20 protein-coding genes, 6 tRNA genes and 2 pseudogenes are annotated in these 22,133 nt (G+C 63.8%); 19 read left to right on the forward strand and 9 right to left on the reverse strand.

From position 1 onward, the window contains the following. Both DNK59_RS32080 and DNK59_RS08870 read right to left on the reverse strand, forming a co-directional pair. Window positions 1-120: pseudogene (locus tag DNK59_RS32080) on the reverse strand (two-component sensor histidine kinase); the annotation flags it as partial. After that, entirely contained in the window at window positions 120-884 is a 765-nt protein-coding gene (locus tag DNK59_RS08870; protein WP_092316878.1) for a response regulator, read from the reverse strand. The gene DNK59_RS08870 and the pseudogene DNK59_RS32080, both read right to left, overlap by 1 nt. A 316-nt stretch (window positions 885-1,200) precedes the next feature. On the opposite strand from DNK59_RS08870, the gene pyrF reads away from it, so the two are divergent. Beyond that, complete coding sequence (pyrF, locus tag DNK59_RS08875) at window positions 1,201-1,902, forward strand: orotidine-5'-phosphate decarboxylase (protein ID WP_167365678.1); 702 nt, start codon at window positions 1,201-1,203, stop codon at window positions 1,900-1,902. A gap of 105 nt (window positions 1,903-2,007) precedes the next feature. Here pyrF and DNK59_RS08880 read toward each other — a convergent pair whose 3' ends face one another. Next, the gene (locus tag DNK59_RS08880; protein ID WP_092316875.1) at window positions 2,008-3,012 is read right to left on the reverse strand and encodes an NADP-dependent oxidoreductase; all 1,005 of its coding nucleotides are present in this window, start codon (window positions 3,010-3,012) and stop codon (window positions 2,008-2,010) included. 236 nt (window positions 3,013-3,248) lie between these two features. Here DNK59_RS08880 and DNK59_RS08885 point away from each other — a divergent pair, with 236 nt between their 5' ends. The 3 genes and pseudogenes from DNK59_RS08885 (at window position 3,249) to DNK59_RS32470 (ending at window position 6,177) form a co-directional block, all read left to right on the forward strand. Next, a complete protein-coding gene (locus DNK59_RS08885; RefSeq protein WP_110722984.1) occupies window positions 3,249-4,010 on the forward strand; it encodes an SDR family oxidoreductase in 762 nt (253 codons plus the stop codon). A 1,081-nt stretch (window positions 4,011-5,091) separates the two neighbouring features. Then, window positions 5,092-5,316, forward strand: a pseudogene (locus DNK59_RS32465) (HAMP domain-containing protein); the annotation flags it as partial. Next, complete coding sequence (locus tag DNK59_RS32470) at window positions 5,314-6,177, forward strand: methyl-accepting chemotaxis protein (protein ID WP_371920272.1); 864 nt, start codon at window positions 5,314-5,316, stop codon at window positions 6,175-6,177. The pseudogene DNK59_RS32465 and the gene DNK59_RS32470, both read left to right, overlap by 3 nt. 68 nt (window positions 6,178-6,245) lie before the next feature. Here DNK59_RS32470 and DNK59_RS08895 read toward each other — a convergent pair whose 3' ends face one another. Then, window positions 6,246-7,016, reverse strand: coding sequence for a hypothetical protein (locus tag DNK59_RS08895; protein ID WP_092316867.1), 771 nt, complete (start codon window positions 7,014-7,016; stop codon window positions 6,246-6,248). A 367-nt stretch (window positions 7,017-7,383) separates the two neighbouring features. On the opposite strand from DNK59_RS08895, the gene DNK59_RS08900 reads away from it, so the two are divergent. From DNK59_RS08900 to DNK59_RS08925, 6 genes are all read left to right on the forward strand, one after another. Continuing rightward, window positions 7,384-7,459: transfer RNA gene (locus DNK59_RS08900), tRNA-Glu, on the forward strand. A 2-nt stretch (window positions 7,460-7,461) separates the two neighbouring features. Continuing rightward, window positions 7,462-7,537: transfer RNA gene (locus tag DNK59_RS08905), tRNA-Gly, on the forward strand. Window positions 7,538-7,642: 105 nt separating this feature from the next. Further along, window positions 7,643-7,718: transfer RNA gene (locus tag DNK59_RS08910), tRNA-Glu, on the forward strand. A gap of 3 nt (window positions 7,719-7,721) precedes the next feature. After that, window positions 7,722-7,797, forward strand: a tRNA-Gly gene (locus DNK59_RS08915). Between the two features lie 105 nt (window positions 7,798-7,902). Next, window positions 7,903-7,978, forward strand: a tRNA-Glu gene (locus tag DNK59_RS08920). A gap of 3 nt (window positions 7,979-7,981) precedes the next feature. Then, window positions 7,982-8,057 (forward strand) — tRNA-Gly (locus DNK59_RS08925). A gap of 123 nt (window positions 8,058-8,180) precedes the next feature. On the opposite strand, the gene DNK59_RS08930 is transcribed toward DNK59_RS08925, so the two are convergent. Together DNK59_RS08930 and DNK59_RS08935 are read right to left on the reverse strand one after the other, a co-directional pair. Then, window positions 8,181-8,813: a LysE family translocator gene (locus tag DNK59_RS08930; RefSeq protein WP_092316864.1), complete on the reverse strand. Its 633-nt coding sequence runs from the start codon at window positions 8,811-8,813 to the stop codon at window positions 8,181-8,183. Window positions 8,814-8,857: 44 nt separating this feature from the next. After that, entirely contained in the window at window positions 8,858-9,484 is a 627-nt protein-coding gene (locus DNK59_RS08935) for an alanyl-tRNA editing protein (RefSeq protein WP_110722986.1), read from the reverse strand. Window positions 9,485-9,573: 89 nt separating this feature from the next. Between DNK59_RS08935 and DNK59_RS08940 the strand changes: the two genes are divergently transcribed. Then, window positions 9,574-10,527, forward strand: a complete 954-nt coding sequence (locus tag DNK59_RS08940) for a LysR family transcriptional regulator (RefSeq protein ID WP_110722987.1) — start codon at window positions 9,574-9,576, stop codon at window positions 10,525-10,527. Between the two features lie 153 nt (window positions 10,528-10,680). Here DNK59_RS08940 and DNK59_RS08950 read toward each other — a convergent pair whose 3' ends face one another. Next, window positions 10,681-11,088, reverse strand: coding sequence for a PA2817 family protein (locus DNK59_RS08950; protein ID WP_016968255.1), 408 nt, complete (start codon window positions 11,086-11,088; stop codon window positions 10,681-10,683). 85 nt (window positions 11,089-11,173) lie between these two features. Further along, window positions 11,174-13,621, reverse strand: coding sequence for an acyl-CoA dehydrogenase (locus DNK59_RS08955; protein WP_110722988.1), 2,448 nt, complete (start codon window positions 13,619-13,621; stop codon window positions 11,174-11,176). A gap of 228 nt (window positions 13,622-13,849) precedes the next feature. Between DNK59_RS08955 and DNK59_RS08965 the strand changes: the two genes are divergently transcribed. The 4 genes from DNK59_RS08965 to DNK59_RS08980 all read left to right on the forward strand — a co-directional run bounded on the left by DNK59_RS08965 (window position 13,850) and on the right by DNK59_RS08980 (window position 17,015). After that, the gene (locus DNK59_RS08965) at window positions 13,850-14,509 is read left to right on the forward strand and encodes a transglutaminase family protein (protein ID WP_092316850.1); all 660 of its coding nucleotides are present in this window, start codon (window positions 13,850-13,852) and stop codon (window positions 14,507-14,509) included. 42 nt (window positions 14,510-14,551) lie between these two features. Beyond that, on the forward strand, window positions 14,552-15,175 hold the full coding sequence (locus DNK59_RS08970; RefSeq protein ID WP_110722989.1) for a glutathione S-transferase family protein: 624 nt from the start codon (window positions 14,552-14,554) through the stop codon (window positions 15,173-15,175). Between the two features lie 131 nt (window positions 15,176-15,306). Then, the gene (locus tag DNK59_RS08975; RefSeq protein ID WP_092316844.1) at window positions 15,307-16,239 is read left to right on the forward strand and encodes an ABC transporter ATP-binding protein; all 933 of its coding nucleotides are present in this window, start codon (window positions 15,307-15,309) and stop codon (window positions 16,237-16,239) included. After that, window positions 16,236-17,015: an ABC transporter permease gene (locus tag DNK59_RS08980; protein WP_060838224.1), complete on the forward strand. Its 780-nt coding sequence runs from the start codon at window positions 16,236-16,238 to the stop codon at window positions 17,013-17,015. The genes DNK59_RS08975 and DNK59_RS08980 overlap by 4 nt, the downstream gene beginning before the upstream one ends. 52 nt (window positions 17,016-17,067) lie before the next feature. Here DNK59_RS08980 and DNK59_RS08985 read toward each other — a convergent pair whose 3' ends face one another. Further along, complete coding sequence (locus DNK59_RS08985; protein WP_092316841.1) at window positions 17,068-17,583, reverse strand: DUF2062 domain-containing protein; 516 nt, start codon at window positions 17,581-17,583, stop codon at window positions 17,068-17,070. A 139-nt stretch (window positions 17,584-17,722) separates the two neighbouring features. Here DNK59_RS08985 and DNK59_RS08990 point away from each other — a divergent pair, with 139 nt between their 5' ends. The 4 genes from DNK59_RS08990 (at window position 17,723) to lpxK (ending at window position 22,127) form a co-directional block, all read left to right on the forward strand. Then, window positions 17,723-19,939 (forward strand): DNA internalization-related competence protein ComEC/Rec2, encoded by a 2,217-nt coding sequence (locus DNK59_RS08990; protein ID WP_110722990.1) that lies wholly within the window; start codon window positions 17,723-17,725, stop codon window positions 19,937-19,939. Between the two features lie 117 nt (window positions 19,940-20,056). Then, window positions 20,057-20,692, forward strand: a complete 636-nt coding sequence (locus tag DNK59_RS08995; RefSeq protein ID WP_016968261.1) for a MotA/TolQ/ExbB proton channel family protein — start codon at window positions 20,057-20,059, stop codon at window positions 20,690-20,692. Beyond that, entirely contained in the window at window positions 20,689-21,117 is a 429-nt protein-coding gene (locus DNK59_RS09000; RefSeq protein WP_110722991.1) for a biopolymer transporter ExbD, read from the forward strand. Before DNK59_RS08995 ends, DNK59_RS09000 begins: the two co-directional genes overlap by 4 nt. Continuing rightward, window positions 21,117-22,127: a tetraacyldisaccharide 4'-kinase gene (gene lpxK, locus DNK59_RS09005; RefSeq protein ID WP_110722992.1), complete on the forward strand. Its 1,011-nt coding sequence runs from the start codon at window positions 21,117-21,119 to the stop codon at window positions 22,125-22,127. Before DNK59_RS09000 ends, lpxK begins: the two co-directional genes overlap by 1 nt. The last annotated feature ends 6 nt before the right edge of the window (window positions 22,128-22,133 follow it).

Raw genomic sequence — 22,133 nt, forward strand, 5'->3', positions numbered from 1 at the left:
GGGCGGCGGTGGGTGTCCGTAATAGTGGAACCAGAAAAATGCCAGAAGATGGGCGAGCACGATCGCGATCAGCAGGAGGCCAAACAGGCGGCCGAACAGCGTATCGAAGCGCCCGCGCATCAGCCGATGTCTCGTGCGTCGAACAGGTAGCCTTCGCCACGCACGGTCTTGATCAGTTGCGGCGATTTCGGGTCGTCTCCGAGCTTCTGCCGCAGGCGCGACACCAGCAGGTCGATGCTGCGATCGAAGGCCTCGATGGAGCGACCCCGGGCCGCGTCCAGCAGTTGTTCGCGGCTCAGTACCCGGCGCGGGCGCTCAATGAACACCCAGAGCAGGCGAAACTCGGCGTTGGACAGCGGCACCACCAGCCCATCGGCGGAGATCAGTTGGCGCAGGACGCTGTTCAGGCGCCAGTTGTCGAAGCGGATGCTGGCCCGCTGTTCGCTGCGGTCGTCGCGGACCCGGCGCAGGATGGTCTGGATCCGCGCCACCAGTTCCCGCGGTTCGAAGGGCTTGGCCATGTAGTCGTCGGCCCCCAACTCCAGGCCGATGATGCGGTCGGTGGGCTCGCAGCGGGCGGTGAGCATGAGGATCGGAATGTCCGATTCGCTACGCAGCCAGCGGCACAGGGACAGGCCGTCTTCACCAGGCAGCATCAGGTCGAGCACCACCACGTCGAAGTGCTCTGCCTGCAAGGCCTGGCGCATCGCCGCGCCGTCGGTGACACCGCTGGCGTGGATGTTGAAGCGTGCCAGGTAGTCGACCAGCAGTTCGCGGATCGGCACGTCGTCATCGACGATCAGGGCCCGGGTATTCCAGCGCTTGTCGTCGCCATTGGCCACGGCTTTGGAGTCGTCATTCAGAGGGGCTGGAGTGTTATGCATGGGTGCGTTCATCTGCCAGGTAGGCTGCCGGCCATCAGGAGGCGACGGCGAGGTTATGGCTTCAGCATAGGCGTCCGGCTCAGAGGCAGGAAGTGCTGTTCGAGGGTGTTGCGGCTGGCGAGGGTAGCGCCGGGTATTGTTGCTGGCGTGTCGTCAGTGTATCTGCGCCGATACAAATGCCGGGGCAGCCCGCGGATTTGACGGTGGATCGAAGATCCCTGGCACCGTTGAGGAGGATTTACCGCTGATCGGGTCCCGGATCGTCCCGGCTTGCGCTACAATCCGCGCCGATTTCGACTTGCCTGAGAGCCCCTTCATGTCCGCCTGCCAGACTCCTATCATCGTCGCCCTGGATTTTCCCACCCGTGACGCCGCACTGAAACTGGCCGATCAACTGGACCCGAAACTGTGCCGGGTCAAAGTCGGCAAGGAGCTGTTCACCAGCTGCGCCGCCGAGATTGTCGGGACCCTGCGCGACAAGGGTTTCGAAGTGTTCCTGGACCTGAAGTTCCACGACATTCCCAACACCACCGCCATGGCGGTCAAGGCCGCCGCGGAAATGGGCGTGTGGATGGTCAATGTGCACTGCTCCGGCGGCCTGCGCATGATGGCTGCCTGCCGCGACGTGCTGGACCAGCGCACTGGCCCCAAGCCGCTGCTGATCGGCGTCACCGTGCTCACCAGCATGGAGCGTGAAGACCTGGCCGGCATCGGCCTGGACATCGAGCCTCAGGAGCAGGTGCTGCGCCTGGCCGCCCTGGCGCAGAAGGCCGGGATGGACGGCCTGGTGTGCTCGGCCCTGGAAGCCCAGGCCCTGAAGAGCGCCCATCCGACCCTGCAACTGGTAACTCCGGGGATTCGTCCGGCGGGCAGTGCCCAGGATGACCAGCGGCGAATCCTCACCCCGCGCCAGGCCCTGGATGCCGGTTCCGATTACCTGGTGATCGGTCGCCCCATCAGCCAGGCGGCCGATCCGGCCAAGGCCCTGGCCGACGTGGTCGCCGAACTGGCTCTGTAACACGCCTGCTCTTGTGGGAGCCGGCTTGCCGGCGATAGCGGTTTTGCGCTTGGCGGCCCTTTCCGGCCGCCGTTGCGGATCGCCGGCCAGCCGGCTCCTGCGGATTCAGACTTTCAGCACCAGCTTGCCGAAGTTCTCGCCGCTGAACAGCTTGCCCAGCGTCTCCGGGAAAGTCTCCAGCCCTTCGACGATATCCTCCTTGCTCTTGAGCTGCCCCTTGGCCATCCAGCCGGCCATTTCCTGCCCGGCGGCGGCGAACTGCGCGGCGTAGTCCATGACCACGAATCCTTCCATGCGCGCCCGGTTGACCAGCAGCGACAGGTAGTTGGCCGGTCCCTTGACCGCTTCCTTGTTGTTGTACTGGCTGATGGCGCCGCAGATCACCACCCGCGCCTTGAGGTTCAGGCGGCTGAGCACGGCATCGAGGATGTCGCCGCCGACGTTGTCGAAATACACATCGACGCCTTTCGGGCATTCACGCTTGAGCCCGGCGTTGACGTCTTCGCTCTTGTAGTCGATGGCGCCGTCAAAACCCAGTTCGTCGATGAGGAACTTGCACTTGTCCTGGCCGCCGGCAATGCCCACCACGCGGCAGCCCTTGAGCTTGGCGATCTGCCCGGCGATGCTGCCCACCGCGCCAGCGGCGCCGGACAGCACCACGGTGTCGCCGGCCTTGGGCGCGCCGACGTCCAGCAGGGCGAAGTAGGCGGTCATGCCGGTCATGCCCAGGGCTGACAGGTAGCGTGGCAGAGGGGCCAGCTTGGGGTCGACCTTGTAGAAGCCACGGGGCTCGCCGAGGAAGTAGTCCTGCACCCCGAGGGCGCCATTGACGTAGTCGCCGACGGCGAATCCGGGGTTGTTGGAGGCAATCACCCGGCCCACGCCCAGGGCGCGCATGACTTCGCCGATGGCCACCGGCGCAATATAGGATTTGCCCTCGTTCATCCAGCCGCGCATGGCTGGGTCCAGGGACAGGTACTCATTCTTTACCAGAATCTGCCCGGCGGCGGGCTCGCCCACGGCTACCTGCTGGTAGGTAAAGGTGTCGCGGGTAGCCGGGCCGACGGGGCGTTTGGCGAGCAGAAACTGGCGATTGGTCAGGCTGGTCATGGCAGGCACTCAAGGGGTGGATGAAGTCCTAGTTGATAGACCCTCGGGTGGGTTGCTGCAAGGTTTGCCGATTCAGCGAATGAATGTCGATCCAGTGTGGTGATGAACACCCCGGTATTTTCATCACCAGGATGCATAAGGCCTCAACCGGCCTTCTGATAATGCTGACGCCGACCTGGACCGCTATGGCTAGATGGGCCTCACAGCTGACCCGTATCTGATCGAGGATCTTTGCAATGAGCATGACGTTTTCCGGCCAGGTGGCCCTGGTGACCGGCGCGGCCAATGGAATCGGCCGGGCGACGGCCCTGGCGTTTGCCGCAGAAGGCTTGCAGGTGGTGGTGGCGGATCTGGATGTGGCCGGGGGCGAAGGCACCGTGGCGCTGATCCACGCGGCGGGAGGCGAGGCGGTGTTCGTGCCCTGCGACGTCACGCTGGAAGCGGATGTGCAACAACTGATGGCCCGTACCCTCGAGGTGTATGGCCGTCTGGACTATGCCTTCAACAACGCCGGGATCGAGATCGAGAAGGGCCGGCTGGCAGAAGGTAGCCTGGACGAGTTCGACGCCATCATGGGGGTCAACGTCAAGGGCGTCTGGCTGTGCATGAAGTACCAGTTGCCGTTGCTGCTGGCCCAGGGCGGCGGGGCGATCGTCAATACCGCCTCGGTGGCGGGCCTGGGCGCGGCGCCGAAAATGAGCATTTATGCGGCGTCCAAGCATGCTGTGATCGGCCTGACCAAATCGGCGGCCATCGAGTACGCCAAGAAAAAGATCCGGGTCAACGCGGTATGCCCGGCGGTGATCGACACCGACATGTTCCGTCGGGCCTATGAAGCGGATCCGAAGAAGGCCGAGTTCGCCGCGGCGATGCACCCGGTGGGCCGTATCGGCACGGTCGAGGAAATCGCCAGCGCCGTGCTTTACCTGTGCAGCGATGGCGCGGCCTTCACCACCGGTCATGCGCTGGCGGTGGATGGTGGTGCCACCGCGATCTGAGCCTTCGACCGGCCCCCGGCGGCAGTTGTCGCGGGGGCTGGATGGAATCGACCTCCAGTGTCCTGAAAACGACCTCGGCGTAGCTTTTTGCCATTATTCCGACGTCAGAGACTTGTGCGTCGGTGCACGCCGTTGCGACCCTTCGCACAGACGGATGGCCCTATGGCCATTGGGGATTGGAAGGGGACAGCGCACCATGACTTCGGCCGCGAGTGGACGTTTTGCCAACCTTGGCATGGCAAAGAAACTGGGTATCGGGTTTGCCCTGGTGTTGCTCTTGACGGCCCTGGTGGCCGGCATTGGTGTCTGGTCGCTGCAGACCATCAGCCAGCGCTTCGACGGCCTCAAGCAAATGTCCCAGCTCAACAGCGGCGTGCTCAAGGTGCGGCTGCTGGAGCAGGACTATGCCCTGCATGGCGACAGCAAGACCGTTGACAGCTTGCACGAGAGCCTGGAGGGGCTGCTGGGGCTGGCCCGGCAGCTCAAGGGGCAGTCGGCGGCCAACCAGACGGCGATGGCTGATGTCGAGTTGGCGCTGGCGGACTATCGCAAGGCCTTCGACGAGTTCGTCGAGCTGACCCAGGCCAAGGACCTGGCCCTGGAAATGGCCAGTTGGTCGGTGTCCAGCGTGGCCAACAACCTCGACGTACTGCAGGCCGGGCTGGCGGATGACGGCGCCTACACCCTCAAGGATTCCCAGGGCAAGGAGGGCGCGGAGTTCATCGAGCAGGCCAACCAGATCAGCCAGGTTTCACGCCTGATGCTGCAGGCCATGAACGAAGCGCGGGTGCGCCTGGACCAGAATCGCAAGGGCGATGAGCAGGCTGGCGCCGAGCAGGGCAAGATCGAACAGGCCGAGCAGGCGCTGGCTCAGGCCGAACAGCTGAAGACCGCGGTCAAGGATGCGGGTTACCAGACGGTGCTCAACGAGGTGTCGGGACACATCGGCAACTTCAGCGAAAAACTCAACGAATACACCGGCCTGCTGACTCAGGAAAAACAGGTCTATCAGAAGCTGCATGAGCGTGCGGCCCAGGTGATGGCCCGGGTCGACCAGGCCTATGTCGCCCAGGACCTGGCGATGCAGGGCGAGCTGGACAAGAACTCCTTGCTGATCATCGGCTCCTCGGCCCTGGCCCTGCTGGTGGGACTGTTGGCGGCCCTGAGCATCACGCGCCTGATCGTGCGACCGCTGCGCAGCGTGATGCATGTGGCCCAGCAGATCGCCGCCGGGGACCTGACGGCCAGCGTGGCCGTGACCCGGCGGGACGAGATCGGCCAGTTGATGCAGGCGATGCAGCAGATGGGCAGCGGCCTGAGCGGTATCGTCAGCGGCTTGCAGGCCGGGATCGAGCAACTGGCCAGTTCGGCCCAGTCGCTGTCCTCGGTGACCGAGCAGACCAACCTGGAAGTCAGCAGCCAGAAAGAAGAAACCGAGCAAGTGGCCACCGCCATGAACCAGATGACCGCCACGGTGCACGATGTGGCGCGTAACGCCGAGGAGGCGGCCCAGGCAGCTCAGGCCGCGGATGACAAGGTCGAGAGCGGGCAACAGGTGGTGCGCCAGAGCATGCAGCGGATCGAGCAACTGGCGGACTCCGCGACCCGGGCCAGCAGCGGCATCGAAAGCCTGAGCGCCGAGATCGACAACATCGGCAGTGTGCTGGATGTGATCAAGAGCGTGGCCGAGCAGACCAACCTCTTGGCCCTCAACGCCGCCATCGAGGCGGCCAGGGCGGGGGAGCAGGGCCGGGGCTTTGCCGTGGTGGCCGACGAAGTGCGGGCCCTGGCCAAGCGGACCCAGCAATCCACCGAGGAGATCGCACGTCTGGTAACTGCGTTGCATGCGGCCGCCGATTCTTCGGTGCAACAGATCAAGGGCAGTGGCGAGCTGGTGAAGCTGGCGGTCAGTGATGCCCTGCAGACCGAGAGCGCCCTGGGCAGCATTGCCGCGGCGGTGTCGTTGATCCAGCAGATGAACCAGCAGATCGCCGCCGCCGCCGAGCAGCAGAGTTCGGTGGCGGAAGAGATCAACCGCAGCGTCACCAGCATTCGTGCCAGTGCCGATCAGTCGTCACTGGCCATGCAGGGCAATGCCGCGTCGAGCATCGAGCTGGCGCAGTTGGGTGTGGAATTGAAAGGGATGGTGGGGCATTTCCGCTTGTAGCGGCGGGGAGGGCGCAGCGGTATCGAACCCTTGTCCGGCGCTGGTTGCGCCGGACAAGGGTTTTTATCTCAGTCGTAGATGGCTTTCTTTTTCCAGTCGGCGTCGGCTTCCACGGTCTTCAGGCCCTGGGTCAGCTCGTTGACTTCATCTTCCGCGGGCTCCAGGGTCGACAACACCATGGAGTTGGCGCGGACCAGAAGTTTATCCAGGTACTCCAGCTGTTCCTTGTAGACCGCTGGATCCGGCTGCTTGCGCAGGTATTGCACGCCGCGTTCGAAGGCCAGGCGGGCCTGGCCCGGCTGGTTCTGCTGCAGGGCGTATTGCCCCAGGTTGTTGAAGAACTCGATGTGCAGCAGCACCAGGATATGGCGGATTTCCTTGATCCAGCGCTTGGCTTCATTGGGTTGCAGGAACCCGTCGTGGGCGGCACGGGTGACCTGGCCGTGCATCGCCTCCAGCAGGAAGCGCACATCCTTGGCCTTGGCTTCGGTCTGGATCGGTGCCGGCGGGTTGTTCACCGGAATCGATTCGCCCTGGCCAATCAGGGTATTGAGCTCGGCCTGGCGCGCCTTGAGCGAGGTGTCGGTCTTGTCCAGGCTGAGTATGCGCTGCACCACGTTGAGCTCCAGGCGGGTCAGCAGCAGTTTGAGGGCCGGGGTCATGAACTGGCCGGGGAAGGTTTCGGTGATCTCGCCGCAGCGGCGCAGGCGGTCATTGAGCTCGACCTTGGTGCGGGCCTTTTCCAGTTTGTTGTTTTCCACCACATGGTTCATGTAGCCAATGGCGATCAATAGTGCGATCCCGGCTATTACCAGCAGGGTGATCATGAGTGGTGTCACCGTTAAAACCTCGTTATAGGATTCGCGTGCGAGTGTAGTGGCTTGGCATTTAGGCGCATAGCGCCGCTCGACGAGCCGGGCATGGCGGGTGCTGCCTATATAGGTAGCGACGGTCCGGGGAGAACCTCGGGTTCAAATTGCCATTACCGGCTGCGGAGGACTATAACGCCTTGTCGAGTGACAGAATATAGGCGTCAAAGCCTGGACCACAGAAAACCCCGCAGCGGGCCTTAAACTGCCCCGAAGTCATTGATTTAAATAAAATTATATCTGGGGGTTGACGGCCTCCCAAAGCATCCATAGAATGCGCGCCACTTTCAACGGAAAGCAAAGCGCAAAACGTTGAAGGCAGTGAATGTTGTAGTGTGTCCCCTTCGTCTAGTGGCCTAGGACACCGCCCTTTCACGGCGGTAACAGGGGTTCGAGTCCCCTAGGGGACGCCAATGCGGGAATAGCTCAGTTGGTAGAGCACGACCTTGCCAAGGTCGGGGTCGCGAGTTCGAGTCTCGTTTCCCGCTCCAATTTTAAACGGCGGCGCTTTCGGGCGAAGTCGAGTGAAACCAGAACCGAAGTCTTCGGATCAGGATCTGGACACCGAAACACACACCATGTGTTCCGGGTAGCGTGTCCCCTTCGTCTAGTGGCCTAGGACACCGCCCTTTCACGGCGGTAACAGGGGTTCGAGTCCCCTAGGGGACGCCATTTGCGGGAATAGCTCAGTTGGTAGAGCACGACCTTGCCAAGGTCGGGGGCGCGAGTTCGAGTCTCGTTTCCCGCTCCATTTTTAAACGGCGGCGCTTTCGGGCGAAGTCGAGTGAAACCAGAGCCGAAGTCTTCGGATCAGGATCTGGACACCGAAACACACACCATGTGTTCCGGGTAGCGTGTCCCCTTCGTCTAGTGGCCTAGGACACCGCCCTTTCACGGCGGTAACAGGGGTTCGAGTCCCCTAGGGGACGCCATTTGCGGGAATAGCTCAGTTGGTAGAGCACGACCTTGCCAAGGTCGGGGTCGCGAGTTCGAGTCTCGTTTCCCGCTCCAAATTCACAAAAACGCCGCTCATCGAGCGGCGTTTTTGTTTGTCCGCGATTCAACCCCTCGTCCTGCCATGAACAAAAAAGGCCCGCCAGTCAGACGACCGTGCGGACCTTTGTCGTGGCTCGCTTACAGCGACAGCAACAGGCGTCCGGCGAACAGCAGCAGGATCAGTCCCATGCAGCGCTCGAACCAGTGTCCCAGGCGCATGAACAGCAGGCGCACCCGGGCGCTGGAAAAGAACAGCGCGACAATCACGAACCACAAAGCGTTGACCAGGCACATCCAGGCCCCATACAGGGCCTGAATGCCCAGCGGCGTGGTGGCGCTGACCAGGGTGGTGAAGATCGCCAGGAAAAACAGGGTCGCCTTGGGGTTGCTGGCGTTGGTCAGGAAACCGGTGGTAAAGGCCCGCAGCAGGCTCTGCGCTGGTTCATCCTGCGCTGTTTCGCCCGGGATGCTGGTCTTGGCCTTGCTTCGCAACAGGCTGACGCCCAGGTACAGGATGTAGGCGGCGCCCAGCAGTTTGGCGGCGCTCAGCAGCCAGGGCGTCGCGTGCATCAATGCGCCGACTCCCAGCAAGGTGTAGAGCACGTGCACCGAAATGCCGGCACCGATCCCCAGGGCGGTGCAGACCCCGGTCATCCGGCCGAAGCGCACGCTCTGGCGGATGGTGACGGCAAAGTCCGGCCCCGGTGCGACCACGGCGAGGAAGTGAACCAGGGCCAGAGCGAGAAACTCGCCAAGATAATTGGACAGCATGCTGACTCCGCAAAGCAGTTAGGGGGGGAAGGGGGCAGGGGTGTTCAGTCGAGGCTGTAGCTGACCGAGAGCGTGCCTTTCTTCTGCGAGATCGAGTCGATCTTCACCCGTCCCAGTTGTTGCAGGTGCTGGACGTGGGTGCCGCCGCAACCGTAGGCGGGCAGCGGGCCAAACCCGACCTGGCGGGTTCCGGCGGCCAGGGAAATGTGTCGGGGCCAATCCTCGCCAATCCATTGCTCAAGGGCGTTCTGCACCTCGGCGCAGTCGATTTCCCCAGGTTGTTCGCCCGGTTTGAACGACACCCGACCCTCTCCAGGCCAGTGATGGGCCTTGATCGGTGTCCAGCCCCGGCTTTGCACAAAGTGGCCGATCAGGTGCCCGGCGGAATGCATGCGGCTGTTGAACAGGCGTTGCGGCTCATCCACGCGAGCCGCATGGCTTCCCGGCGTCAGGGGCAGGCTCAGGTAATGCACGATCTGCTCATCTTCCTGGACGACCCGCAGCACCTGGGCCGCGCCGATCCAGCCGGTGTCGCTGGGCTGGCCGCCGCCCTGGGGGTGAAAGGGCGTGGCGTGCAAGGTTGCGGCAAACAGCCCGTCCCGGGGGATGCAGCTCAGCAGTTCGACCTGGGCGGTCAGCAGATCATGTTCGTAGTACAGGCGAAGCGTCATTTCTCAAACCCTGAATCCAGATGATTTTTTATTATGGGGCCTGGGTTATTGCGTGATAATCCGTTCAAAACTCAATGGACTATTGCGTCATGAGCATAAATCTACCGCTGCCATTACTGGCGGAAATGGCCATCTTCGTCAGGGTGGTGGAAACCGGCAGCTTCTCCGAAGCCGCGCGCCAGCTTGGCTCCTCGCCGTCTGCCGTCAGTCGCAGCATTTCGCGCCTGGAGAAGGCCCTGGCGACCCGCCTGCTGCAACGCACTACCCGCAAGTTGCGCTTGAGCGACGGCGGCGAGGAGGTGTTCAAGCGTTGCAGCGAGATGGTCAGCGCGGCCCGTTCGGTCATGGAGATCAGTGGTCAGTTCACCCATGAGGCCGAAGGCGTGGTGCGGGTCAGTGTGCCCAAGGCGGTGGGGCGCTTCGTGGTGCATCCCCATATGGCGGAGTTTCTTCGGCGCTACCCGAAGGTGGATGTCGAGCTGCTGCATGAAGACCGGGATATCGACCTGATCGAAGACAATGTCGACCTGGCGATCCGCATTACCGACCGCCCGCCGCCGGGATTGATCGGGCGCCAGTTGTTGCGCATTGATCACCTGCTGTGTGCCACCCCGCAGTATCTGGCGGAGCATGGCACGCCGTTGCATCCACAGGATCTGCGTCAGCACAGTTGCATCTATCTCGGGGAAACCCCCAGCGACGCCCGCTGGAAGTTCACCCAGGGCGGCAAGGCGGTGACTGTCGGCGTGCGCGGGCGTTACGCCGCCAACCACACCGGTGTGCGCCTGGATGCGGTGTTGCAGCATCTGGGCATCGGCAGCCTGCCGTATTTCACCGCGCGTCATGCCCTGGAGCAGGGACTGATCGTCCAGGTGCTGCCGGATTGGACCTTTCTTGCCTCCTACCACGGTGGTGCTTGGCTCCTGCATTCACCGACCCGCTACCTGCCGCCCAAGCTGCGGGTGTTCATCGACTATCTGGTGGAATGCCTGGCCAGGGAGCCGACCCTGCACCGCCCCGGCAAAGGCGAACGCAGCTTGTAGGAGCTGGCTTGCCAGCGAAAATATCTCTAAGGGCGATGCAAGACCCAAGGGCCTCTTCGCCGGCAAGCCGGCTCCTACGGAGGCGATGTGGGCGGGCACAAAAAAGGCCCGCCGGACGAACCGGGCGGGCCTTGGTGGCACCAGGGGCTGCAATCAGTGCTTGCTGTCCTGGGCGGAGAGCGCCAGCAATTGTTTTTCCTGGTTCCAGTCGAAGGGCTCGTCGTTCTGCTCGGCTTCGAAGCGGCGTTCTTCCAGGGCCTGGTACAGGTCGATTTCTTCATCGGGCATGTAGTGCAGGCAGTCGCCGGCGAAGAACCAGAGCAGGTCGCGAGGCACCAGGTGAGCGATCTGCGGATAGCGCTGCATGATCTGGCACAGCAGGTCCTGGCCCAGGTACTGGCTTTCGATCGGGTCGATCGGCAGCGAGGCGCGCAGTTCGTCGAAGCGCTCCAGGAACAGCGCATGGCTTTCCTCGGGAACCTGTTCGGCTTCTCCCACCGCCACCAGGATGCTGCGCAGGTGGTCCAGGAGGACGAGATGATCGGCGACGACGTTGGACATGACAGGGTCCTCAAGAGCAAAACGGGCGCGGGAGTATATAGCCCCTGCGCCCGGTTTCATAATCGACCTGCCCCGAAGGGCCTGCCTAGCGGATCTTGCCCTCGCTCAAGGTCAGTTCCTCCTTGGCGAAGTCGTCCACGTCGATGACTTTGCGTCGCGCCGCTTCGGCCTCCCGCAGGCTCTGGGCTTCGGCCGCTTGCAGCACGCCGGCCTCCAGGGCCGCATCGATGGCCGATTCGCCGGCCGCCGGTTTGACCTGGCCGCTTTTCAGCGCTTCGTGGAGTTTCTTCTGCAGTGGATGGCTCGCGCTCAGCAGGTTGCAGGCGTGCTGCAGGGCGCCGACCGGATCGTCCTTGGCTTGTGGGCGATAGCAGCCGGCGAGTACCGCTTCCAGGGCCGGGTCGCCCTGGGCGCGGCCAATGATTTCCGCCACTTCGGCATCCAGGCGGTCCGACGGCCCGGTATGGCGACGGCCGAAGGGAAACACCAGTACTCGCAGCAGGCAGCCGAAGAAGCGGCTGGGGAAGTTGCCGAGCAACTCGTCCAGGGCGCGTTCGGAGTGGCCGAGGCTTTCTTCCAGGGCCCAGGCCAGCAGGGGGCGCAGGTACTCCGGTGAATCCAGATCGTGATAGCGCTTGAGTGCCGCCGAGGCCAGGTACAGGTGGCTGAGCACATCGCCCAGGCGCGCCGAGAGCCGCTCGCGCCGCTTGAGTTCGCCTCCCAGGAGCATCATGGAAAAGTCGGCCAGCAGGGCAAAGGCCGCGGCCTGGCGGTTCAGGGCACGGAAGTAGCGCTGGCTGAGCGGATCGCCCGGGGCCTGTTCGAAGTGGCCCAGGCCCAGGTTCAGCACCAGGGTGCTGGCAGCATTGCTCACGGCAAAACCAATGTGCTGGAGCAGCAGGGCATCGAACTCCTTCAGCGCCTGGTCATGGTCCTCGCGTCCGGCCAGGGCCATTTCCTTGAGCACGAACGGGTGGCAGCGGATCGCCCCCTGGCCAAAGATCATCAGGTTGCGCGAGAGGATATTGGCGCCTTCCACGGTGATGAAGATCGGTGCGCCCTGCCAACTGCGGCCCAGGTAGTTGTTGGGCCCCATGATGATGCCCTTGCCGCCGTGCACGTCCATGGCGTGGCTGATGCACTCGCGCCCGCGCTCGGTGAGGTGGTACTTGAGGATGGCCGACAGCACCGAGGGCTTTTCTCCCAGGTCCACGGCATTGGCGGTGAGCATGCGCGCGCTGTCCATCAGCCAGGCGTTGCCGCCGAGGCGGGCCAGGGCTTCCTGGATGCCTTCGAAGGCCGCCAGTGGCACGTTGAACTGCTCACGCACCTGGGCGTACTGGCCGGTCACCAGGCTGGTGAACTTGGCGGCGCCGGTGCCGACCGCCGGCAGGGAGATCGAGCGCCCCACCGACAGGCAGTTCATCAGCATCATCCAGCCTTTGCCGAGCATTTCCCGGCCGCCGATCAGATAGTCCAGGGGAATGAACACGTCCTTGCCGGAGTTCGGGCCGTTCATGAAGGCGGCGCCCAGGGGCAGGTGGCGGCGGCCGATCTCCACCCCCGGGGTGTCGGTGGGAATCAGCGCCAGACTGATGCCCAGGTCTTCCTGGTCACCCAGCAGGTGATCCGGGTCGTGGGCCTTGAAGGCCAGGCCCAGCAGGGTGGCCACCGGGCCCAGGGTGATGTAGCGCTTTTCCCAGTTCAGGCGCAGGCCGAGGGTTTCCTCGCCCTGCCATTGGCCCTTGCAGATGATCCCGGTGTCGGGCATCGCGCCAGCGTCGGAGCCTGCCAGCGGGCCGGTGAGGGCGAAGCAGGGAATGTCGTCGCCACGGGCCAGGCGCGGCAGGTAGTGATTGCGTTGGTCATCGGTGCCGTAGTGCAGCAGCAGTTCGGCCGGGCCTAGGGAGTTGGGGACCATGACCGTGGAGGCCAGGTCGCCGCTGCGGGTTGCCAGTTTCATCGCCACCTGGGAGTGGGCGTAGGCGGAAAAGCCTTTGCCGCCGTACTCCTTGGGAATGATCAGGGCAAAGAAGCCGTGTTCCTTGATATGGGCCCAGGCCGCGGGAGGCAGGTCCATGTGCTGGCCGATCTGCCAGTCGCTGACCATGGCGCAGAGTTCTTCGGTGGGGCCGTCGATGAACGCCTGTTCTTCGGCGGTCAGTTGGGCCTTGGGATAGGCCAGCAAGGTGTTCCAGTCGGGGCGGCCGCTGAACAGCTCGCCGTCCCACCACACGGTGCCGGCATCGATGGCGTCGCGCTCGGTTTGCGACATGGGCGGCAGCACTTTCTGCATCCAGGTGAACAGCGGGGCGCTGAAGTACTTGCGGCGCAGGTCGGGCAGCAACAGCGGCGCGGCAATGGCCGCCAGCACGATCCAGAACACCAGCAGCAACCAGCCGGGAGCCCGGCTGAAGGCGCCCATGGCCAGCAGGTAGACGGCAACGATGCCCAGGGCGGGCAGGGGGGCGGTGCGGCGGTGCGCCAGATAGGCGACCCCAACCAGCAAAACCAGTATCCACAACAACAGCATATTCAATCCTCCATGAAGCCAGGGGCCAAATCACCCTCAGAGCTTAGTCGGCCTCCGACAAAGCGGGTGATTGCGGTGGTGCGGGTGCGACGCTTGAGTTTGCCGGCCTGCGGGGGCTTTGAAGCACGGCTGGTGATACTCGGACCGACCCTGATCTTTGGCCGAAACGTCGTTATCGCCAGGGCGGTCCTCTCGATAGACTCCAGGCTTCGCTTGGAGGTTTTGCCCATGAACCAGTACTTGCGTCCCAGCCGCTTCATCGATAGTGACCACCCTGCGGTGGTGGAGTTCGCCGAATCTCATCGCGGTGCCGGCGGCGATCCGCGGCAGCAGGCGGTGAACCTTTACTACGCGGTGCGTGAGGCCGTGCGTTACAACTTCTATTCCTTCAGCCCTGATCCGCAAACCCTGCGGGGCAGTCATGCCCTGATCGCCGGCGAAAGCTACTGTGTGCCCAAGGCCACTCTGCTGGCCGGTTGTGCCCGGCATTGCGGGATACCCGCGCGCATCGGTCTGGCGGACGTGCGCAATCACCTGTCGACCCCGCGTCTGCTGGAGCTGCTGCGCAGTGATGTGTTCGCCATGCACGGCTACACCGAGCTGTACCTGCAGGGGCGTTGGGTCAAGGCGACGCCGGCGTTCAACCAGAGTCTGTGCGAACTGTTCGATGTGGCGCCGCTAGAGTTTGACGGGGTGCAGGACAGTGTCTTTCACCCCTTCAACCGTCAGGGCGACCAGTCGATGGAGTACCTGGTGGATCATGGGCGCTTCGCCGATGTGCCGCAGGAGCTGTTCTTCAGCCACCTGCAGGCATGCTATCCCCATCTGTTCGGCGAGCAGGGGGGCGTACTGCCGGGGGACATGCGCAGTGATTTGAGTCGCGGCTGATCCGGCGTAGACTGCCCCGGCATTCATAACTGAGGGATGGTCATGCTGAAGATCTGGGGTCGCAAGAACTCGTCGAATGTCAGGAAGGCGTTGTGGTGTGCCGAAGAGCTGGGGCTGGCCTATGAGTCCCTGGATGCCGGTGGCGCCTTCGGCGTGGTGGACACTCCGGCCTACCGGGCGCTGAACCCCAATGGGCGCATCCCGCTGATTGAAGACGACGGCTTCGTGCTCTGGGAGTCCAACACCATCGTGCGTTACCTGGCCGCTCGGCATGCCGCCGACAGCCACTGGCATCCGGCCGATGTGCAGGCCCGGGCCAGTGCCGAGAAGTGGATGGACTGGACCACCTCGACCTTCGCCGAGCCTTTCCGCCACCTGTTCTGGGGAGTGTTGCGCACTCCGGCCGAGCAGCAGGACTGGGCGCAGATCCATGCCGCCAAGGCTACCTGTGCCGAACTGCTGGCTCGGGTCGATCAGGCGCTGGCCGACCAGCCCTACCTGTCCGGGCCGGAAATAGGCGTGGGGGATATTCCCCTGGGGAGCTTCATCTACGCCTGGTTCGAGATGCCCATCGAGCGCCCTGCAATGCCGCATCTGCACGCCTGGTACGAGCGCTTGAAGCAGCGCCCGGCCTATCGTCGGGCGGTGATGACCGCTTTGACTTAATACCCACTATCAACAAGCGTGACTGTACTTGCGTGGCTCAGGCCCGCACCATGGCGTGCGTCCGGCGTCGTTGCAATCCGGCCGGACCGCCCTTAATTATTCAATTCCCCTTCTTGGTGCATGAATCCGATATGAGTTCCGCTCTGTCCATCCGGCAGCTAACCAAAACCTACGGCAACGGTTTCCAGGCCCTGAGTGGTATCGATCTGGACGTCGCCGAAGGTGATTTTTTCGCCCTGCTTGGCCCTAACGGGGCCGGTAAATCCACCACCATCGGCATTCTTTCGACCCTGGTGAACAAGACCAGCGGCAGCGTGAATGTCTTCGGTCACGACCTTGATCGTGAGCCGGCGGCGCTCAAGCGCTGCATCGGTGTGGTGCCGCAGGAATTCAATTTCAACCAGTTCGAGAAGACTTTCGACATCGTCGTGACCCAGGCCGGCTACTACGGCATTCCGGCGAGGATCGCCAAGGAGCGGGCCGAGCAGTACCTGACCCAGCTCGGCCTGTGGGACAAGCGCGATGTGCCTTCGCGCTCCCTGTCCGGAGGCATGAAGCGGCGCCTGATGATCGCTCGGGCCCTGGTCCACGAGCCGCGCCTGCTGATCCTCGACGAACCCACGGCCGGGGTCGACATCGAGCTGCGTCGTTCGATGTGGACCTTCCTCACCGAGCTCAACCAGAAAGGCATCACCATCATCCTCACCACCCATTACCTGGAAGAGGCTGAGCAGTTGTGCCGCAACATCGGCATCATCGACCACGGCACCATCGTCGAGAACACCAGCATGCGTCAGCTGCTGAGCCAGTTGCATGTGGAAACCTTCCTGCTCGACCTCAAGCACGACCTGCGGGTGGCGCCGCAGTTGGCCGGCTATCCGACCCGGCTGGTCGACAGCCACACCCTGGAAGTCCAGGTGGACAAGGCCGTCGGCATCACCGCGCTGTTCGGTCAACTGGCCCTGCAGAACATCGAGGTCTTGAGCCTGCGTAACAAAACCAACCGACTTGAGGAGCTGTTCGTGTCCCTGGTGGAGAAAAATCTGTCGAAGGTGGCGGTATGAGTTCGGAGTTGAAACCCAACCTGGTGGCACTCAACACCATCGTCTATCGCGAGATCCGCCGCTTCACCCGGATCTGGCCGCAGACCCTGCTGCCGCCGGCCATCACCATGGTCCTGTACTTCGTCATCTTCGGTAACCTGATCGGCCGGCAGATCGGCGATATGGGTGGCTTCACCTACATGGAGTACATCGTGCCGGGGCTGATCATGATGTCGGTGATCACCAACTCCTACGGCAACGTGGTGTCGAGCTTCTTCGGCAGCAAGTTCCAGCGCTCCATCGAGGAACTGATGGTATCGCCGGTGTCGCCGCACACCATCCTGATCGGCTATACCCTCGGCGGGGTCCTGCGGGGCCTGATGGTGGGGATCATCGTGACCCTGCTGTCGCTGTTTTTCACCACGTTGCAGGTGCATCACCTGGGCGTCACCGTACTGGTGGTGGTGCTGACGGCGACCATCTTCTCGTTGCTGGGGTTCATCAACGCGGTGTTCGCGCGCAACTTCGATGACATCTCGATCATCCCGACGTTCGTGCTGACCCCCCTGACCTACCTGGGCGGGGTGTTCTACTCGATCAACCTGCTGCCGCCGTTCTGGCAGACCGTGTCCCTGGCCAACCCGGTGCTGCACATGGTCAACGCCTTCCGCTTCGGCATCCTTGGGGTGTCGGACATCCGCATCAGCGTGGCCATCACCTTCATGTTGGTGGCCACCGTGGTGCTGTACATCGGTTGCGCCCGGTTGCTGGTCAGCGGGCGCGGCATGCGTCAGTGAATGGTTTGCGCGTCTGAGAAAACGGCCTCCCTCGGGAGGCCGTTTTCGTTGTTCATGGGCGCTGCTGCTTGCGCCTGCGCCACTGGCGCGCGACCCACCAGCGCCAATAGAGCATGGTCAGGCAATAGGCCGTGGCTCCCAGCACCAGCCCGGCCACCACCGAGCCCAGGAGAAAGGGTTGCCACAGGGTGCTGAGCTGACCGCTGATCCACTCCCAGGTCAATTCGTCCGGCAGGGTGCGGGCCGGCACGTTCATCAGCCAGGCCCCCAGTTGATAGGTGCAGAAGAACACCGGCGGCATGGTGATGGGATTGGTCAACCAGACCAGGCTGACGCTGATGGGCATGTTGGCCCGCAGCCAGACCGCCAGCGCCGCGGCTAGCAGCATCTGCATCGGAATCGGGATGAAGGCGGCGAACAAACCCACCGCCATGGCACGGGCCACGGAGTGCCGATTGAGGTGCCAGAGGTTGGCGTCATGCAACAGCGTGCCAAGAAAGCGTAAGGACTTGTGTTCCCGGATGCTGGCCGGATCTGGCATGTAACGTTTGAATAAGCGCCGGGGCATAAGGCTTCTCGGTTGGATCAGGTCGCGATTATGAACGGATTCTAGTCAGGGCAAATTCAGACATTGTGACAAATGATAAAACCGCGCCGCCGATCCTCGGCTAAGCCCAGAGTAGGGACTGCCAAGGAGGGGCTGGCTGATGGGGACGGGGTTGCTGGCGCTGGCCGCGGGGCTGCTGGCGCTGGGTTTTCTGCCGGTGTTGCCGCCGGTCTGGCTGTTGCTGGCGATGTCGGTGGTGGGGCTGATGCTGCTGCCCTTTCGTACACATCCCGTGGCATTTTTTCTCTTCGGTTTCGCCTGGGCTTGCATCTCCGGGCATTGGGCCCTGGATGATCGCCTGGCTCCTGGCCTGGAAGGGCAAACCCGCTGGCTGGAGGGGCAGGTCAGTGGTTTGCCGGAGCAGGGCCAGGGCGTGGTGCGCTTTGAGCTGCAGGCCGCCCAGGCCCGGCGCGAGCGACTGCCGCAGCGGATGCGTCTGGCCTGGCACGACGCTCCGCCGCTGCACAGTGGCGAGCGCTGGCGCCTGGCGGTCAAGCTGCGGCGTCCTGCCGGCCTGCTCAATGTCCAGGGGTTCGATTACCAGGCCTGGCTGCTGGCGCGGCGCATCGGGGCCGCCGGCACGGTCAAGGCCGGGCAGTTGCTCAGGCCCGCGCGCCTGGCCTGGCGCGAGGGCCTGCGCCAGCGCCTGCTGGATGTCGAGGCACAAGGACGTGGCGCCGGGCTGGCGGCACTGGTGATGGGCGACGGCTCGGGTCTGACGCGCCAGGACTGGCAGGTGCTGCAGGACACCGGCACGGTTCACCTGATGGTGATTTCCGGTCAGCACATCAGCCTGCTGGCCGGGGTGATCTACCTCGCAGTGGCCGGGCTGGCCCGCTGGGGCGTCTGGCCCGAGCGCCGGCCGTGGCTGCCCTGGGCCTGTGCCCTGGCCTTTCTCGGGGCCCTGGGCTACGGCCTGCTGGCCGGGTTCGATGTGCCGGTGCAGCGTGCTTGCGTGATGGTCGCCCTGGTCCTGCTCTGGCGTTTGCGCTTTCGCCATCTGGGCGTCTGGCGACCCTGGCTGCTGGCGTTGAATGCGGTGTTGCTGTTCGAGCCCCTGGCCAGTTTGCAGCCGGGATTCTGGCTGTCGTTTGCCGCGGTGGCGATCCTGCTTCTCACCTTCGCCGGGCGCCTGGGGCGCTGGCGTTGGTGGCAGGCCTGGAGTCGGGCTCAGTGGCTGATCGCCATTGGCCTGCTGCCGCCGCTGCTGGCCCTGGGGTTGCCCATCAGTTTCAGCGGTCCCCTGGCCAATCTGCTGGCGGTGCCCTGGATCAGTCTGCTGGTGCTGCCGCCGGCGCTGCTGGGTTGTCTGCTGCTGCCGCTGCCTCATGTGGGCGAAGGCTTGCTGTGGCTGGCCGGGGGGCTGCTGGATGGGCTGTTCCGCCTATTGGGGGTGATCGCCGGTGCCTGGCCGGCCTGGGTGGCGCCGTTGCTGCCCTGGTGGCTTTGGGGGCTCAGTGCCCTGGGGGCCTTGCTGTTGCTCCTGCCCAGCGGTGTACCGCTGCGGGTGCTGGGGTGGCCGCTGCTGCTATTGGCCTTCTGGCCGCCCCAGCCGGTGCTGCCCGAGGGGGAGGTGGAGGTCTGGCAACTGGACGTGGGGCAGGGGCTGTCGATGCTCCTGCGCACCCGCGATCACGCCATGCTCTACGATGCCGGCGCCCGGGTGGGGGATTTCGATCTCGGCGAGCGGGTGGTGCTGCCAACCTTGCGCAAACTGGGGATCAGGCAACTGGACCTGATGCTGCTCAGTCATGCCGATAACGATCATGCCGGTGGCGCCCTCGCGGTCTGGCGCGGAATCGATGTGGCCCGGGTGCGCAGCGGCGAGCCCGGGGCATTGCCCGCCGCCTTGCAAGCACAGCCGTGCGAGTCTGGCCTGGGCTGGCAATGGAATGGGGTGCGCTTTCGGCTTTGGCAATGGTCGGCGGCGACCGATGGCAACCAGGCTTCCTGCGTGTTGCAGGTCGAGGCTCGAGGCGAGCGGCTGTTGCTCACCGGCGACATCGACGTGCATGCCGAACGGGCCCTGCTCGCCAGTGCGCTGGCGGTGCACACCCACTGGTTGCAGGCGCCCCATCATGGCAGCCGCACTTCTTCGTCCATGGCCCTGCTGCAGCGCCTGCGACCGACAGCGGTGCTGATTTCCCGCGGGCGGGGCAACGCCTTCGGTCATCCCCATGCCGAGGTGCTGGCGCGCTATCGACGGCTGGGGCTGGCGGTTCATGACAGCGCCGATCAAGGAGCGCTGACACTGCGCCTGGGGACTTTCGGGCCCGTGCAAAGCCTGCGCGCGCAGCGGCGTTTCTGGCGCGATTGAGCATTAATGCCTTAAATAACCGTGAGTTATTAAAGCCCGTGAGCATGCGACATCACGGTCTTCGGTGCGTCCAGCCCCTATGTTAGAGTGGCGCACTTTTTCGAGGGGACTGTCACTGTGTGGGAATTGGTCAAATCCGGCGGCTGGATGATGTTGCCGATCATTCTGAGTTCCATCGCGGCTGTGGGCATCATTGCCGAGCGTTTGTGGACCCTGCGGGCCAGCCGAGTCACCCCGCCCCATCTGTTGGGTCAGGTCTGGCGCTGGATCAAGGACAAGCAACTGAACAAGGAAAAGCTCAAGGAGCTGCGTGCCGATTCGCCCCTGGGAGAGATCCTCGCCGCGGGCCTGGCCAATTCCAAGCATGGTCGCGAGATCATGAAGGAATGCATCGAAGAGGCGGCGGCCCGCGTGATCCACGAACTGGAACGCTACCTCAATGCCCTCGGCACCATCGCCGCCATGGCCCCGCTGCTGGGCCTCTTGGGCACGGTGCTGGGCATGATCGACATCTTCAGTTCGTTCATGGGCTCGGGCATGACCACCAACGCCCACGTGCTGGCCGGCGGTATTTCCAAGGCCTTGATCACCACCGCCGCGGGGCTGATGGTGGGGATTCCTTCGGTGTTCTTCCATCGCTTCCTGCAACGTCGGGTCGATGAGCTGGTGGTGGGCATGGAACAGGAAGCGATCAAGCTGGTGGAAGTGATCCAGGGTGACCGCGATGTCGACCTGGCCGAGGGCAAAGCGTGAAATTCCGTCGCAAACCCCGGGAAACCGTGGACATCAACCTCGCGTCATTGATTGACGTGGTGTTCATCCTGCTGCTGTTTTTCGTCGTCACCACCACCTTTACCCGGGAAACCGAGCTGCGGGTCGACCTGCCGGAAGCGGTCAGCGGCTCACCCGCCGAAGACCAGGAGGTCAAGCAGCTGGATATCGCCATCAGCGCCGACGGGGTGTTCTCGGTCAACAATCAGGTCCTGCCGAAAAATGACCTGGCCACCCTGATCGAGGCCTTGCAGAAGGAGTCGGCTGGGGATACCCATCTGCCGCTGTCCATCAGCGCCGACGGCAAGACTCAACACCAAGCGGTGATCACTGCCATGGATGCGGCCGGCAAGCTCGGTTTCAGCCACCTGCGCATGACCACCGTCGAGGCGGCGCCGGCACCCTGATGGCACTCTCCGATCGTTTGCTCGCCGCCTGGTACAACGGCCACCCCGCGCTGAAACTGCTGCAGCCTCTGGAGTGCCTGTACCGCCGAGTGGTGGTGGGCAAGCGCCGGCGCTTTCTGGCGGGCGAGGGGGCGATCTATCAGCCGCCGGTGCCGTTGATCGTAGTGGGCAACATTACCGTTGGCGGCACGGGCAAGACGCCGCTGATCTTGTGGCTGGTGGCGCACTGTCAGCGCCTCGGCCTGCGGGTCGGGGTGGTCAGTCGCGGCTATGGCGCCAAGCCGCCGCAACTGCCCTGGCGGGTGACGGCCGCTGACAGCGCCACGGTGGCCGGCGATGAACCGTTGCTGATCGTCCAGCGCTGTGGCGTACCGCTGATGATCGATCCGGATCGCAGCCGCGCGGTACAGGCCTTGCTGGCCGCCGAACCGCTGGACCTGATTCTCTCTGACGACGGCCTGCAACATTACCGCCTGGCCCGTGACCTGGAACTGGTGCTGATCGACGCTGCCCGTGGCCTGGGCAACCGGCGCTGCCTGCCGGCCGGGCCCCTGCGCGAGCCGGTGGAACGCCTGCAGAGTGTCGATGCACTGCTTTACAACGGCGCCCTTGATGATCGCGCCGACGGTTTTGCCTTCCATCTCAAGCCTTCGGCGCTGGTCAATCTGCAGAGCGGCGAGCGCCGCCCGGTGGAGCACTTCGCGCCAGGGCAGGCGGTGCATGCGGTGGCCGGCATCGGCAACCCCCAGCGTTTCTTCAATACCCTTGAAACGCTACACTGGCGGCCTGTCCCCCATGCATTTGCCGATCACGCTCAATACAGTGCGCAGGCCCTGGCCTTCACCCCGTCATTGCCGTTGGTCATGACCGAGAAAGATGCGGTCAAGTGCCGTGAATTTGCGGCGGCCGACTGGTGGTACCTGGCGGTGGATGCGGTGCCGTCCGCGGCCTTCATCACCTGGTTCGATACCCAGCTGATGCGCCTGCTGCCTGATCGTCTGTTGCCTTAATCGCTT

The organism is Pseudomonas sp. TKO26 (assembly GCF_003225665.1).
Classification (GTDB): Bacteria; Pseudomonadota; Gammaproteobacteria; order Pseudomonadales; family Pseudomonadaceae; genus Aquipseudomonas; species Aquipseudomonas saponiphila.

What these genes read in the sequence shown, in the direction of transcription:
- DNK59_RS08870 (WP_092316878.1), bottom strand. Translation starts at nt 884, where the DNA reads ATGCATAACACTCCAGCCCCTCTGAATGACGACTCCAAAGCCGTGGCC.
- pyrF (WP_167365678.1), top strand. Translation starts at nt 1,201, where the DNA reads ATGTCCGCCTGCCAGACTCCTATCATCGTCGCCCTGGATTTTCCCACC.
- DNK59_RS08880 (WP_092316875.1), bottom strand. Translation starts at nt 3,012, where the DNA reads ATGACCAGCCTGACCAATCGCCAGTTTCTGCTCGCCAAACGCCCCGTC.
- DNK59_RS08885 (WP_110722984.1), top strand. Translation starts at nt 3,249, where the DNA reads ATGAGCATGACGTTTTCCGGCCAGGTGGCCCTGGTGACCGGCGCGGCC.
- DNK59_RS32470 (WP_371920272.1), top strand. Translation starts at nt 5,314, where the DNA reads ATGGGCAGCGGCCTGAGCGGTATCGTCAGCGGCTTGCAGGCCGGGATC.
- DNK59_RS08930 (WP_092316864.1), bottom strand. Translation starts at nt 8,813, where the DNA reads ATGCTGTCCAATTATCTTGGCGAGTTTCTCGCTCTGGCCCTGGTTCAC.
- DNK59_RS08935 (WP_110722986.1), bottom strand. Translation starts at nt 9,484, where the DNA reads ATGACGCTTCGCCTGTACTACGAACATGATCTGCTGACCGCCCAGGTC.
- DNK59_RS08940 (WP_110722987.1), top strand. Translation starts at nt 9,574, where the DNA reads ATGAGCATAAATCTACCGCTGCCATTACTGGCGGAAATGGCCATCTTC.
- DNK59_RS08950 (WP_016968255.1), bottom strand. Translation starts at nt 11,088, where the DNA reads ATGTCCAACGTCGTCGCCGATCATCTCGTCCTCCTGGACCACCTGCGC.
- DNK59_RS08955 (WP_110722988.1), bottom strand. Translation starts at nt 13,621, where the DNA reads ATGCTGTTGTTGTGGATACTGGTTTTGCTGGTTGGGGTCGCCTATCTG.
- DNK59_RS08965 (WP_092316850.1), top strand. Translation starts at nt 13,850, where the DNA reads ATGAACCAGTACTTGCGTCCCAGCCGCTTCATCGATAGTGACCACCCT.
- DNK59_RS08970 (WP_110722989.1), top strand. Translation starts at nt 14,552, where the DNA reads ATGCTGAAGATCTGGGGTCGCAAGAACTCGTCGAATGTCAGGAAGGCG.
- DNK59_RS08975 (WP_092316844.1), top strand. Translation starts at nt 15,307, where the DNA reads ATGAGTTCCGCTCTGTCCATCCGGCAGCTAACCAAAACCTACGGCAAC.
- DNK59_RS08980 (WP_060838224.1), top strand. Translation starts at nt 16,236, where the DNA reads ATGAGTTCGGAGTTGAAACCCAACCTGGTGGCACTCAACACCATCGTC.
- DNK59_RS08985 (WP_092316841.1), bottom strand. Translation starts at nt 17,583, where the DNA reads ATGCCCCGGCGCTTATTCAAACGTTACATGCCAGATCCGGCCAGCATC.
- DNK59_RS08990 (WP_110722990.1), top strand. Translation starts at nt 17,723, where the DNA reads ATGGGGACGGGGTTGCTGGCGCTGGCCGCGGGGCTGCTGGCGCTGGGT.
- lpxK (WP_110722992.1), top strand. Translation starts at nt 21,117, where the DNA reads ATGGCACTCTCCGATCGTTTGCTCGCCGCCTGGTACAACGGCCACCCC.